Here is a 13,560-nt window from a genome sequence, read left to right as displayed (position 1 = left end):
GGTGTCATTTTCTGTTGGGGATTAGGGGCATCGATATTAGCTGCGGATTTCTCTACGCTCAATTACAGTGCCATTACCCGTACCTTGCATCTGTTGGGTTTTTGGTGTGCCGTGGAGTCGTGGATCGGGTTGCGGTGGTGTGGGTTCGGGTCCTAGCGGCTGGGGATTTGCCACATACTCGAATTCGCCTTTGCCGTCCATTGAAGGACCTTTTGCCCAGCGTCCTTCAGCACTTTCAGTGCCTTCAGAGTGATTCCAGAACTGATACGCATACTCGCCTTTCTCTAAGCTCTGCGGGAAGGAACTGGGAACTGGAGTATCTTCCAGTCCATCTTCTTTTAGCTGTTCAATTGCTGCCAACCACTGATTTTGGTGCATCGTATCACGAGCAATCATGAACGAAAGAGTATCTTTCACGCCTGGATCATCAGACATCTCGTACATGCGTACTGCTTGCAAGCGTCCTTGAGATTCAGCGTGGAGATTTGAGCGGAAATCTGCCAACAAGTTACCGCTGGCAACGATGAAGCGACCGTTCCAGGGAAAGCCAACGCTATCAGATGGCGTAGCGCCCAAACCGGAGACAATGGCGTGTTGCGGGTTCATTGCTGCCGCCGTAATTACATCTCGTGGGTTACTACCACCCATCACCGCACCCACTACTTGGTCTAAAGCACCTTCTTCTTGCACTTTGACCGGCGCTTTATCCAGCAGATGGGCAATCATCGTTGCCAACATCTCGACATGACCGATTTCTTCAGTACCGATATCTAGCAACATATCACGGTATTTCGCAGGTCCGCGACAATTCCAGCCCTGAAATAAATACTGCATCATCACAGTCATTTCCCCAAAGGTGCCACCGATGAGTTCTTGAATTTTCATCGCGTACACTGCATCGGGTTTTTGTGGCGGTTTGAAGTATTGTAGTTGCTTTTTATGGTAAAACATAAGTGTTCCTCATTTATTGCATGTGGAGCAGGCGATACAAATTCAGATTTTTCTGATATTTAGAGCGTGCAGCCGCTTCGGCTGGTATCCGGTGGCTGCTCGTCGCCTATACTTATAGGAAACCTATTTAATCTGTTGTGTACATCATTCTCAGGTCACATAAAAAATACTTAAAAAATAAGTATATTGACTGTGGTTGTTTAATTCTTGCGACTGAGATTGTTAGTGCATTCTGATAATCAGCAATCTTGGGTACAAAAATCGTAGAGACGTTCCACTGGAACGTCTCTACAGTAATGGTTGTGGATTTGGCGACATGATATTAGTTATCATGCCCTCTTTAGCGTGTATAAATTTAGTTAGCCATAGTTAGACGATCGCCAATCGCATCTTGTACTGGTGGTTTGATTTCGTTGATTGTTCTAGTCCAATGACGATGTTGAGCGATCGCCTGAACAAACTCTTGAGCAACGTTCTTGATGTTGTCAGCATTTCGGCTGGCGATTACACCATTATCAGATGTGACGTGTCCATTTGATTGTGCCTTATCCAACGCCATCGCTTTGCTTTCAGGTGCCATCATTAGCAGATCGACTGCCTCACCGGTTGCAGCGATCGCCTTATAATGCTTGAGAGTGTCATTGATAAACTCAACAACGTCTCCTTCCTTCTTCAGCGTTTCGATGCTTTCCTTGCCACCAGGAATGTAAACAGCATCATACATTACCGATGCAGCAGTGAGGAAAGTCTTCTTTACCTCAACTTCTTTACCGTCAGCACTCTTAATCATCCCCTTAAACTTTGATACAATCTCCGCTTGCGCTCCACCACTCTTTAACGCCTGCTTGATTTCCATCAATTGGGAACCGTCGAACCCGTCAGCCGCTAAAATGGCGATGCGCCGACCCTTAATAGTCTTTTCCGGCTGATTAGGATTATTTTCAATACTCAAAGCTGGGGAGGTGCGACCGTGGTTTTGCGTAACTGCTTGTGTAGGAGCAGCAACACCGATGCCCATTGCGACAAGTTTTGCTAACTCGTGATCCACGTTATTGAAAAGTTCAACCATGCGTTGCTGAACTTCTTTAGTTTCCACCTTACCCAACTCGAATTGAGCGGCTTTTACTAGGTGTTCCTTCTCTGGCTTCGATAAGCTGTTCCAGAACAAAGTTGCTTGGCTGAAGTGGTCACTAAAGCTATCGCTACGTTGGCGAATTTTGTGCCCTTCAACTTTTTGCATGTAGTGGGCATATCCACCCATCGACTCAGGAGACATCATCGGACAGCCACCACCAAGGGAATTGGGGAAGTAATTAGTTTTACCCTTGTTGATTTTCATTTGCATAATGCCATCGCGATCGTTATTATGCACGGGGCATACTGCACGATTGATTGGCAGTGACTCGAAGTTGGCGCTACCGAGTCGATGAATTTGTGTGTCGTGATATGAAAGCAGTCGCGCTTGCAAAAGTGGATCGTTACTGTAGTCAATACCAGGGACAACATGTGATGGTTGGAAAGCAACTTGCTCGGTTTCGGCGAAGAAGTTGTCTGGGTTGCGGTTCAAGACCATTTTTCCAATCGGTCGGACGGGAACAAGTTCCTCTGGGATGACTTTAGTTGCGTCGAGAATATCGAAGTCAAACTTAAATTCGTCTTCTTCCTCAACAATTTGTACACCCAACTCGTACTCTGGGAAGTCGCCCATCTCAATTGATTCCCACAAATCGCGCCGATGGAAGTCCGGGTCTTTGCCTGCGATCTTCTGTGCCTCATCCCATACAAAGGAGTGGACACCAAGCAGTGGCTTCCAGTGGAACTTGACGAAGCGTGCTTTGCCCTGCTCATTCACAAAGCGGAAGGTGTGGACACCAAAACCCTGTATCATGCGGTAGCTTCTGGGCACAGTACGGTCAGAAAGTATCCACATGATCATGTGCATCGATTCGGGCATCAGCGAGATGAAGTCCCAGAAGTTATCGTGTGCTGTTCCGGCTTGCGGCATTTCGTTGTCCGGTTCCGGCTTCAGGGCGTGAACAAGATCCGGGAACTTAATTCCATCTTGGATAAAGAAGACAGGAATATTATTGCCCACGAAATCATAATTACCATCTTCAGTGTAAAACTTCACCGAGAAGCCGCGTACATCCCGTACTGTATCTGCCGATCCCCGAAACCCAGCTACAGTAGAAAAACGGGCAAATACTGGTGTTTTTACAGAAGGGTCTTGTAAGAATTTTGCCTTAGTATATTCAGCCAGCGATTCGTAAGGCTGAAAGTAGCCGTGCGCGGCAGATCCACGGGCATGAACGACTCGCTCCGGGATGCGTTCGCGGTCGAAGTGCGTCATCTTTTCGCGCAGGTGGAAGTCTTCCATTAAGGTCGGTCCACGCTGCCCAGCATGAAGCGAATTGTCCGTATTGTTTACACGTATCCCTTGGTTCGTCGTCATGTACTCACCAGGTTCTTCGCGAAACTGTTCTAAACTTTCGTTTTTGCTTTGCTCGTTGATGTTGGGTTCAGTCATGCTGTGTGTTACTTGAGGAGTAGTTCTCTATATGAAAATAGACTCAAAAAAAACTATAAAACCTCAACCCTGAGTCATATCTTTTTTGCTGTGAAAAAAGTTATGGGGTTGAGGTGTGAAGTTTTTCACAGATTCTCAGGGTGGTAAGATTAAGGAAAAACTAATCTTCATCGCGCCCGTGGACTTGAGCCGGCGGACTGGTTGCTTCAACTGCGGTGAATGATTCGAGGATTTTGTAAGTGTGGGATGCGCCTTTTGGCACTACCCAAGAGTTACCAGGTTCAAGCACAACTACTTGACCTTCAAGGTGTAACTCAGCACGACCGTTGATTACATAACCAACAGTTTCATATTCTCGTGCTGCTGGTTCTTTAGGTTCGCCCGGTTGCTCATTTTCCCACAAGCGCATCGATACAGTTTTACCAGATGCAAGATATTTCTGACCGAGCTGACCTTTGGGAGAATTGGCAGAGTCTATTTTTTGAACGCTAGTATCAGTCATATTTTCTTTCCTTTTTTTACTGTAGTAAGCGCTTCAGCGCTTAATTAAGCGCTGAAGCGCTTACTACGAAACACTTTTAAACCTTGATTGTTCTACCTGTGCGAGCGGCTTCATAAATTAGCTGCATCAGTTTGACATCTTGCAAACCTTCTTCGCCGGGGGTTTTCGGCTGTTTGTTATTCATGATGGACTCAGAAAGGTGATCCATCTCCAAAGCGAATTGATTCTGTTCTTGGATATTTCGCTCCTCGTTGCCGCTTTTGCTTTTAACAGTCAAGCGGTGTTTGTAGTAATCGGTAGCTGGGTCTAACTCCAAGGTAGCGTCAGATCCAAAAACTTGGATGCGTTTGGTGTCTGAGTAACCATAACTAGAGGTACAATTGGCAAGCACGCCACTAGGAAAACGCAAAGTGAAGTTGACATTTTCCTCAACTTCCCGAAAGCGGGGGTCGTTGGGGGTGCTGTACATCATGGCGCTGATTTCTACGGGTTCCTCGCCTGTGATGTATCTTGTGGCATTCAAGCTGTAAATACCGATGTCATAAAGAGAACCGCCACCAGCGAGTTTTTTATTGGCACGCCAACGGTCTGATGGTTCTTTAGGGTCGAGGTTGCGTCCGTGGTCAGAGACGATAGATTTCAACTTGCCAAGTTTACCGCTTTGTGCTAATTGAATCGTGGCAAGGTTGAATGGTTCATATTGAGCGCGGTAGGCAATCATCAATTTGCGCCCTGCTTTTTTCGCAGCATCAATCATCGCTTGACATTCGGCGACGGTGATTGCCATCGGCTTTTCACACATGATGTGCTTGGCAGCTTGTGCGCCGCGAATGGTGTATTCTGCGTGTAAAGCGTTGGGTAAGATGATATAAATAACATCTACCTCTGGGTTATTGCGGATAGTGTCGTAATTTTGATAGTTGTAAATATTTTTGGGATTAACGCCGTATTGCCGTGCATACTGTTCAGCTTTAGGGCGATCGCCACTCACCAATGCTACCAACTTTGAACGCTTACACTCAGCAAACGAAGGAATAATTTGTTGGGTAGCAAACTTTCCCAAACCCACAACTGCCCATCCTAACTTTTTTTCTGGCGGCATCGGTGGCTCTTTTGCGGCTTGAGCTAAACTACGGCTGGGTTTTAAAATTGTTGGAACAATGCCGAGTGTAATTAACCCAAAACCGGCTTTAGATAAAAGAGTACGACGGCTAAGTTCTGATTTTAGTAAGTCAAACATAAAATTTTCAATTGCTAATTGGTAATGGGTAATGGGTAATTGGTAATTGGGCATTGGGCATTGGGCATTGGGCATTGGGCATCTCCCCTTGTCTCCTTGTCCCCTTGTCTCCTTGTCTCCCCATTCCCCATTCCCCATTCCCCATTCCCTTACGGTTTGAGTACAACTTTGATGCAGTTGTCTTTTTTATGTTTGAAAATCTCGTAGGCGTGGGGTGCTTGTTCTAGCGGAAGGCGGTGGGTGATAATAAACGATGGATCGATTTCGCCGTTTTGGATGCGCTCAAGTAAAGGACGCAAGTATCTGTGGACGTGAGTTTGTCCCATCTTGAAGGTTAAGGCTTTGTTCATGGCTGCACCCATCGGGAATTTGTCGAGGAAGCCACCGTAAGCACCTGCAACTGATACGTGACCACCTTTGCCACAAGCAACGATCGCGTTTCTTAATGCGGTTGGTCTGTCTGGTTCTAGACGCAACTCTTGTTTTACTCTGTCGTATAAGCCCATCAAGTCATTGCCGTGTGCTTCGAGTCCGACTGCATCAATCACAGCGTCGGGACCGCGACCGCCGGTCATTTCTTTGAGGACTTCCCCAACATCAACTTCTTCGTAGTTAAGGACTTCTGCCTTACCATATTCTTTCGCCATTTGCAAGCGTTCGGGAACGCGATCGATGGCGATGACACGTTCTGCACCGAACATAAAAGCGCTTCTGATGGCGAATTGTCCAACTGGTCCGCAACCCCAAACGGCGACGATATCACCGGGTTTAATGTGGCAGTTCTCCGCAGCCATGTAACCGGTGGGGAAAATGTCAGTTAAAAATAATACTTGATCGTCTGTTAACCCATCAGGGATTTTGAATAAACCCACATCAGCAAAGGGTACGCGGGCATATTCTGCCTGACCGCCTGCGTAACCCCCGAAAATATGAGAGTAGCCAAATAGACCAGAGGGAGAATGACCCATGATTTTTTCTGCTAGCCAACCGTTGGGGTTGGAGTTATCGCACAGCGACCATAAATCAGTATTGCAGAAAAAGCAGTTACCACAGGCTATTGTAAAGGGAACGACGACGCGATCGCCTACTTTGACATTATTAACTGCGCTACCAAGTTCAACTACTTCCCCCATGAATTCATGACCAAGGATATCACCTTTTTCCATCGTCGGGATGTAGCCATTGAAAAGATGCAAATCAGAACCGCAAATTGCCGTTGATGTTATTTTGACAATAGCATCACGCGGGTTAAGAATTTTTGGATCTGGCACTGTATCAACTCTTACATCAGTGGCGCCGTGCCAGCATACTGCTTTCATAATAGTTGTTAGTTGTTGGTTGTTAGTTGTTAGTGGGTAGTGGGTAGTGGTTAGTTGATAGTGGATAGTTGATAACTGCTGACTAAAGTTTAAAACTGGTTAGTTGATAGTTGATTGTTAACCATCAACAACGCTCCCACTAACCCCTAACCACTAACAAGTATTTTTTTGAGTAGTATCGCTTGGTTTATTTGGTAATCTGGTCAGCTTTTTCTTTAGTTGAATTCAAAAACTCTTTGGTACTTTGGGGTAAAGGTTCATCAAGATTGAGCTTATCGCGAACATTTTCACCAATGCCTTTTAAGTTCTTTTTGGCATTGTCAATTAACTGTTTATCTTTTTCAGTCGGTTGTGCATTGTAATATTTAGCTTCTGGTGTTTTCGCGGTATCAGCCAGCGCTGGCAATACATTAATGTCACCAAAACATTGCAAAAACAATATTGCAAATACTACCAAAATAGCTTTGAAAATCTGATGTAATCGGAAATTTTTATGTGAATAAATCACTTTCATAAAATACCTTTTTATCCAATTTTTATTCTAAGAGTTATGAGTTAGATTCCAACTCATAACTCTTTTTTTAATCATAGGACTTACGCACTCATGTCGTCTTACCAATTGAATTTACGTAGGGGCAATTCATGAATTGCCACTACAAGACTTGAGGAAAGCGCTCATTCCTAAATCAGAAAGGATAAATCCTCTCAAACTGATTATCTGACTTGGTGATAACCTTCTTTAGTTCCAGTTATTGGTTTAACAGCCTTTTCAACTCTCTTCTCTGTTTCACCCAAAAACTCTTTTGTACTTTCTGGAAGTGGTTCATCAAGATTGAGTTTTTCGCGAACATTCTCAGCGATTTTTTGCAAAGGATTTTTACCTGTATCAACCGACTTGGTGTCTGTCTCTAATGCAGATGAGTGCGGTGTACCTTTATAATAAGTGCCGAGTCGTGATTTGACAGTTTCACCTGTTGATTTTGCAGCGTCATCAATTCCTTTCTTGGTTGACTTCACAGCATCTTTAGCAGTTCCGCGAAGATTATCAACAGTACTTTTTAGCTTATTCTTGCCACCTTCTACTGTTGAGTTGGTTTTGTTTGGCGCCGATTCATCTGGGGTTCCTTTGTAATAAATACCGATTGGTGATTCGACGGTATCATCAGCAAACGCTTGCAATGCATTGCCGTAACCAAAAGCTTGAGCGCCAATAAATATAAATGCAGCGAAAACAACTGTTAAAACTCTGTGCAAAAATTGTTTCACGAAAGCCTCCGATTGAATTATTTAATTGAACAATATGGGTAGGGAAACTCCATCCCTACCGATTTCATGGTTTGAGAACAACTTTGATGCAGTTATCCTCTTTTTGTTGAAAAATGTGGTAGCCGTGAGGTGCTTGTTCCAGGGGTAATTGATGGCTAACAACCACAGATGGATCTAATTTTCCATCTAAAACTAGCTCTAGCAACTTGTGCATGTATTTTTGACCATGCATTTGTCCCATCCGGAAAGTCAAGGCTTTGTTAAAGGCTGCACCAAACGGAATTTTATCAACAAAACCACCGTAAACACCCATAATTGAAAGGGTGCCTCCTTTACGACAAGCAAGCATCATTTGCCGCAGTACGTGGGGACGGTCTGTTTCTAACCGCAACTTTTGCTTTGTCTGGTCGTAAAAGTCTTCAAAACCGACACCGTGCGCTTCTAATCCCACAGCGTCGATACATGCATCAGGACCGCGACCGCCGGTCATTTCTTTTAAAGCTTCGCCGGCATCAACTTCTTCATAGTTGATAATTTCGGCTTTGGCGAAATTTTTTGCCATTTCTAAGCGTTCTGGAAAGCGGTCAATGCCGATAACTTTTTCAGCACCCATCATGTAAGCGCTAATCATGGCGAATTGTCCGACAGCACCGCAACCCCAAACGGCTACAATATCACCAGGTTTAATATCGCATAATTCTGCACCCATATAGCCGGTGGGGATGGCATCGGAGATAAAAAGTAACTTTTCATCGGGTATATCTTTGGGGACTTTTACCACACCGACATCGGCAAAAGGTACGCGGACATATTCTGCTTGTCCGCCGGCATAACCACCGAAGGTGTGCGAGTAGCCGTAAATTGCTGAAGTGATACTGCCAAACAACTTTTCTTCCATCCAACCGTTTTGGTTGGAATTGTCGCACAACGACCACATATCACGCTGGCAATAATGACAGTTACCGCAACCGATCATCGAAGGAACGACAACGCGATCGCCTATTTTTAAATTACTTATACTACTGCCAACATCAACCACTTCCCCCATGAATTCGTGACCGATAATGTCACCTGATTGCACAGTGGGAATGTAGCCACCATAAATATGCAAATCACTACCGCAAATTGCCGTTGAAGTAATTTTGACAATAGCATCACGCGGGTTGATAATTTTCGGGTCTGGCACCGTTTCCACCCGCACATCATTAGCACCATGCCAGCAGACTGCTTTCATATATATATTTGGGATTTTAGATTTTGGATTGTTAGTAGTTAATTGTTACTGGTGAGGCAGCGCGGTCTTGGGGGTTTCCCCCATGAGCGACTGCCGAACCCGAAGGGTTAGTAGCTAGTAGTAATTCCCAACTAACTACTAACCACTAACAACCAACTACTAACCACCCTTTGGTTGTCCTTCAGTAGTGGCAATTTCGCCAGCTTCCATTAGCATTTTGAAACGGCGTAAATCATCACCAATTTGTTGTTCTGGTTCTTCACCAAAAAGTTTAGCAAATACAGATGCGATCGCTCCACCTGGCGGGCTATATTCAAGAACAACCTTTACTTCAGTACCGCGATCGCCTGGTGCTTTCTTAAAGCGAATAAAACCAGAATTTTCCACATCTGCACCTTCCACCGAAGCCCAAGAAATAAACTCATTTTCTCGGTCTTCCAATATATCTGCATCCCATTCCACACTACTATCCAAAGGTGCATTCGCAATCCAATGCGACCTTTTATCATTTTGCACACTCACAGATTTGAGATGCTTCATAAACCGAGGCAAATTCTCAAAATCGTGCCAAAAGCGATAAAGTTCATCCGCAGGCTTATTTATCGTTACCGTCTTTTCAACCTTAATAGATTTACTTATACCAATCGCCTCCTGTGCTTGCTGAATCGTGCTTTGCTTAGTTACACCTTGATACACCAAACCGCCCCCAGCTACAGCCATCAGCACCCCGCGCAAAGAACGCTGACTCAAACCCATCAGCACCATCGCCCCACCACCCAAAAGAGACGCCCAACGCTCAGTTTCACCCGCCTCAGCGCCTTGACCCTTACTCAACTCATTCCCCGAACTCGAAGCCATCTTTTTATCTCCCTCTCTCCGTAAAAATAACCACAAAGACGCAAAAACCCTCTATAACTTCTTCCTTAGCGCTCTTCGCGCCTTTGCGGTTCGTTTAATAAAAACCTACATCTACACAGCCGCACCCGTCGTCGGCTTCGCAGGCTTCACATCCAGCCCCATCCGCTGTTGATACAGTTCCGCCAATCGCTGTTCAGAAACCAACAAATCATTGTAAATATCCGTAAACAGCGCAGTAGCTACCGGGTCAGTATACATAGGACACAAATTGCCAATATCACCGATACCAGTTTGCACATCGCCCAAAGCCGATCGCAATTGAAACGTATCATCACTTCCGGTCATAGCCGTTTTCACCTTCGCGTATTGATTCGCGATATTAGCGGCTAAAGAAGGCTTCTCACCCAACCTGTCAAGATAAGTTTCCAGCTTGAGGATGTGACGTTGTTTATTAGTAATTATCTCTTGAAACAACGCCTTAACTTGAGCATCTGACTCTTTCTCAAAATACTTCTCCAAAGCTTCCAACGAATAACGCTCACCAGCAAGAGCAGTATTTACACCCTTGACAATATCACCCTTAGTTGAACCACCCCAAGCATCAGCTAGCTTCCACCATTCCGCGCTTGTATCATTCTCTTGAGGTAATGCAGCATCCTTGCCACCGTAACCCAAACGACTCAAGATAGCTGTGGTGAAGATTGCCAAATCTCCCGGTTGACGCGAGGTAATCAAATTACCATCAACTACCAAAGGTTCGTCAGCATATTTTGCACCCGCATTGATCATGTCCTTGCGAATAGCGCTGAAACCTGTAGCTTGTTTATCTTTGAGCAAATCCCCTTCAATTAAAACTTGCGGTCCGTGACAAACTGCCGCGATTAATTTACCTTGCTGCATCGCTTGTTGGACAAAGCGTACAGTGTTCGGGTTGCGTCGCATGTGGTCGGGTGCCATTCCACCAGGAATTACCACCGCATCAAATTCCGAGGCGATCGCTTCAGTAGTAGTCCCATCAGCTTGCTGAGAAACTTTGCCTTGTTTGCCCTTATACTTTTCATTCATCCTGGCACCGAGGACAACTACCTCCATCCCCGCTTGTTTTAGCCCGTTATAAGGAACTTGAAATTCCGCATCCTCTACCCCATTCTCAATCAGGATAGCGACTTTTTTATTGCCATTATTAAATGCCATTAAATCACCTCTTAATTTACTTACGTAGTGAGCGCTTCAGCGCTCAAATCTTCTCAAATCTTCTCAAATCTTCTCAAATCTTCACTGCGAAACTACAGTTGAACCCGCTGGAAATATTTCCGCATAATCTGGGGAAAAATTTGCTTGCAAATCTGCAAACTCACCCGGACTTACAGCACTTTGCAACACAGTAAAAACAGCCCGGACATGAATTACAGCGGCAGTGGGTTCTACATTTTCCTTTTCACTCACCATTTTGATAAATTCTTCCAAGCCAAAATGCTGACCATTTTCGCCTTCGCGACCGCGCAAAAATTCACCTAATTCTTTCGGCAACTGTGAAGCCAAATCCTTACCTTCATCACCCACAATCCGTTCTCGAATAGTTTCCAACGTAGCACGAGTAGCACGTTCTGCCTCTTCACGAGAATCTAATTGAGCAACGCTTTGGACATGTTTAATAAACTGGTCGTATTTCACTTGCTTCCTCCGCTTCTAAAAAATAATCAATGCTTTTTGGAGTTTTTAATTCTTTAAAATATTTGCTTACCATTCACAATTCTCAGCTAAGAAGCTCGATTTTATTTTGTCAAAAAATCTAATTTCCCTGATTAATTATTTAATTTTCAATCACTTGAGCATAAATTCACATTTTTAATAGTATGCAGCAACAGTTATCTTCACTTCACTCCAAAGGGATAGATTTTTTTCCATCTCAAGTAATACATCCCTAGGGAGACAAGCCAAATGAGGGAAAGCGCTATTTTGGAGAAGCAGAAATATTTAGAATTATGGCGGATCAACAACAAGTAGATTTAGAAGCTCAAGTCAACCGTGTAGATCCAGATAAAGAACTTCAATCCGAAGATAATTTACCAGAAGAAATTTCCGACCTACCACAGGAAATTACTGAATCCTATGGTACTGGTGTCAAAGAATCACCGGGCTACAATGTCGGCGGGCGAGAAATGGAAGAAGAGTTGGATGAGTATGCTACATACACCAGTCCAGAACTAAGTGGAGGGGATGTTGATGCCGGTTGGCAACAAGCAGCTATGGATGGTGATGAAGCTATTGGTGGTACTGCTTCCACTCCCGATCAAGATATTGTAGACGAAATTGGGGCTGCTGTAGGAATAGAAATGGATGACGCCGCGTTTCTGCGGACAAGCGAAATGTTAGAACAGCGGGACGATGGACGATGGGAGTTAGATCCCAAGTCTTCTGAAGATTATGGAGACAGGAGAGAGTAGAGGACAGGGAGAGAGGGGGACAAGGGAGACAAGGGGGACAAGGGAGACAAGGGGACAATTTTTTCTCCCCATCCCCCCATCTCCCCCACTCCCCACTTTCTACTTCAGCGTCTGAGTTTCTTTATTTTCTAATCCTTCTTTAGAGTGATCGAGCCGCAATTCGCCTTTGGGTGCAAAGCGCATCCACAATGGAGTTTCTGAACCGGCAGATCCTTTGGCGACGGTAACGCCACCATCAGCTAGCCAGAGTGCGCCGGTGACGTAGCTGGCTTCGTCGGAAGCGATGAAGGCGTAGACATTTGCCATTTCTTCTGGTGTACCGCGTCGCGCTAATGGTGTACCATCAATTAGGGATTTTTCCATCTTCGCGTCCATTGGACCTGTTTCTTTGTGCGTCCAGGCAGTATCAATTGCACCGGGACAGACACAATTAGCACGGATACCATGTTTGGCTTGTTCGACGGCTACACCTTGCATAAATGAATGCATCCAGCCTTTGGTACCACCGTATGTTGTGTTGTATGGTAAGCCGTTGAAGCCGGCTTCGGAACCTGCTGAGACGATGTTTCCCCGCGTTTTCTGAAGGTGGGGAAGTGAGAATTTTGTCATCAAAAACGCTGAACGAAGGTTCATGCGAATTGTGTCATCAAATACATCGATGGGGTAATCTTCTGTTTCCGCTGTAACCAGAAAAACTCCAGCGTTGTTGATTAAGATATCTAACTTGCCGTAAGCATTGATTGCAGTTTGCACGCAATTTTTAGCGTGAAACTCTTGGGAAACGTCTCCCGCGTAAGCGATCGCTTTCCCCCCATAATGTTTAATCGACTGCACTACATCTTCAATCGGATCGTCTTGTAATCCGTTGACAACCACTGAAGCACCAACTTTTGCAAATTTGTGAGCGATCGCTTCTCCAATACCAGTACCAGCACCAGTTACTATCGCAACCTTACCCTCTAAACGTCTATCCATCGATATACCTCCTAAAACTAGGGAATAGGGAATGGGCAATGGGCAATGGGCAATGGGCAATGGGCACGCTCGAATAAAGCCAAATTTCGATCTCAGCCCCATGCCCGCTTGCCCCATGCCCCATGCCCCATGCCCCATGCCCATTGCCCATTGCCCATTCCCAATTATTCTTCTCTTTGATTTAGATACATCTGTCTTCAGTAGGGTTAAACGCTCGATGTACCTTTGATAGGGTTGCAAT

At 45.0% G+C, this 13,560-nt stretch carries 16 protein-coding genes; 3 read left to right on the top strand and 13 right to left on the bottom strand.

The window, feature by feature from the left end:
• Positions 1–36: 36 nt before the first annotated feature.
• The 12 genes from AABK37_RS02200 to AABK37_RS02145 all read right to left on the bottom strand — a co-directional run bounded on the left by AABK37_RS02200 (position 37) and on the right by AABK37_RS02145 (position 11,571).
• Positions 37–951 (bottom strand): manganese catalase family protein, encoded by a 915-nt coding sequence (locus AABK37_RS02200; protein ID WP_432549975.1) that lies wholly within the window; start codon positions 949–951, stop codon positions 37–39.
• Between the two features lie 355 nt (positions 952–1,306).
• Positions 1,307–3,478 (bottom strand): catalase, encoded by a 2,172-nt coding sequence (locus tag AABK37_RS02195; RefSeq protein ID WP_432549974.1) that lies wholly within the window; start codon positions 3,476–3,478, stop codon positions 1,307–1,309.
• A 160-nt stretch (positions 3,479–3,638) separates the two neighbouring features.
• A complete protein-coding gene (locus AABK37_RS02190) occupies positions 3,639–3,980 on the bottom strand; it encodes a cupin domain-containing protein (RefSeq protein WP_432549973.1) in 342 nt (113 codons plus the stop codon).
• Between the two features lie 76 nt (positions 3,981–4,056).
• A complete protein-coding gene (locus AABK37_RS02185; RefSeq protein ID WP_432550067.1) occupies positions 4,057–5,220 on the bottom strand; it encodes a Gfo/Idh/MocA family protein in 1,164 nt (387 codons plus the stop codon).
• A gap of 7 nt (positions 5,221–5,227) precedes the next feature.
• Positions 5,228–5,365, bottom strand: a complete 138-nt coding sequence (locus AABK37_RS02180; protein ID WP_432549972.1) for a histidine kinase — start codon at positions 5,363–5,365, stop codon at positions 5,228–5,230.
• Positions 5,366–5,369: 4 nt separating this feature from the next.
• Positions 5,370–6,539 (bottom strand): zinc-dependent alcohol dehydrogenase, encoded by a 1,170-nt coding sequence (locus tag AABK37_RS02175; RefSeq protein WP_432549971.1) that lies wholly within the window; start codon positions 6,537–6,539, stop codon positions 5,370–5,372.
• A 187-nt stretch (positions 6,540–6,726) separates the two neighbouring features.
• Positions 6,727–7,053 carry a hypothetical protein gene (locus tag AABK37_RS02170; RefSeq protein ID WP_432549970.1) on the bottom strand — a complete coding sequence of 109 codons (327 nt, stop codon included), beginning with the start codon at positions 7,051–7,053 and terminating at the stop codon, positions 6,727–6,729.
• 200 nt (positions 7,054–7,253) lie between these two features.
• Positions 7,254–7,805 carry a hypothetical protein gene (locus AABK37_RS02165; RefSeq protein WP_432549969.1) on the bottom strand — a complete coding sequence of 184 codons (552 nt, stop codon included), beginning with the start codon at positions 7,803–7,805 and terminating at the stop codon, positions 7,254–7,256.
• 64 nt (positions 7,806–7,869) lie between these two features.
• Positions 7,870–9,039, bottom strand: coding sequence for a zinc-dependent alcohol dehydrogenase (locus AABK37_RS02160; RefSeq protein WP_432549968.1), 1,170 nt, complete (start codon positions 9,037–9,039; stop codon positions 7,870–7,872).
• Between the two features lie 159 nt (positions 9,040–9,198).
• Positions 9,199–9,897 carry an SRPBCC family protein gene (locus AABK37_RS02155; RefSeq protein ID WP_432549967.1) on the bottom strand — a complete coding sequence of 233 codons (699 nt, stop codon included), beginning with the start codon at positions 9,895–9,897 and terminating at the stop codon, positions 9,199–9,201.
• A 111-nt stretch (positions 9,898–10,008) separates the two neighbouring features.
• Positions 10,009–11,091: a DJ-1/PfpI/YhbO family deglycase/protease gene (locus AABK37_RS02150; protein ID WP_432549966.1), complete on the bottom strand. Its 1,083-nt coding sequence runs from the start codon at positions 11,089–11,091 to the stop codon at positions 10,009–10,011.
• A gap of 81 nt (positions 11,092–11,172) precedes the next feature.
• The gene (locus AABK37_RS02145; protein WP_432549965.1) at positions 11,173–11,571 is read right to left on the bottom strand and encodes a DUF2267 domain-containing protein; all 399 of its coding nucleotides are present in this window, start codon (positions 11,569–11,571) and stop codon (positions 11,173–11,175) included.
• A gap of 311 nt (positions 11,572–11,882) precedes the next feature.
• Between AABK37_RS02145 and AABK37_RS02140 the strand changes: the two genes are divergently transcribed.
• Together AABK37_RS02140 and AABK37_RS02135 are read left to right on the top strand one after the other, a co-directional pair.
• Entirely contained in the window at positions 11,883–12,344 is a 462-nt protein-coding gene (locus AABK37_RS02140; RefSeq protein ID WP_432549964.1) for a DUF6335 family protein, read from the top strand.
• Positions 12,325–12,459, top strand: coding sequence for a hypothetical protein (locus AABK37_RS02135; RefSeq protein ID WP_432549963.1), 135 nt, complete (start codon positions 12,325–12,327; stop codon positions 12,457–12,459). The genes AABK37_RS02140 and AABK37_RS02135 overlap by 20 nt, the downstream gene beginning before the upstream one ends.
• Here the strand turns inward: AABK37_RS02135 and AABK37_RS02130 are convergent.
• Positions 12,444–13,379 (bottom strand): SDR family NAD(P)-dependent oxidoreductase, encoded by a 936-nt coding sequence (locus AABK37_RS02130; protein WP_432549962.1) that lies wholly within the window; start codon positions 13,377–13,379, stop codon positions 12,444–12,446. The two genes, AABK37_RS02135 and AABK37_RS02130, sit on opposite strands and share 16 nt — an antisense overlap.
• Here AABK37_RS02130 and AABK37_RS02125 point away from each other — a divergent pair.
• Positions 13,372–13,548: a hypothetical protein gene (locus AABK37_RS02125; protein ID WP_432549961.1), complete on the top strand. Its 177-nt coding sequence runs from the start codon at positions 13,372–13,374 to the stop codon at positions 13,546–13,548. The two genes, AABK37_RS02130 and AABK37_RS02125, sit on opposite strands and share 8 nt — an antisense overlap.
• The last annotated feature ends 12 nt before the right edge of the window (positions 13,549–13,560 follow it).

Origin of the sequence: Tolypothrix sp. VBCCA 56010, from assembly GCF_050875635.1 — a bacterium.
GTDB lineage: Bacteria > Cyanobacteriota > Cyanobacteriia > Cyanobacteriales > Nostocaceae > Hassallia.
This window is presented reverse-complemented; position numbering and strand designations above follow the sequence as displayed.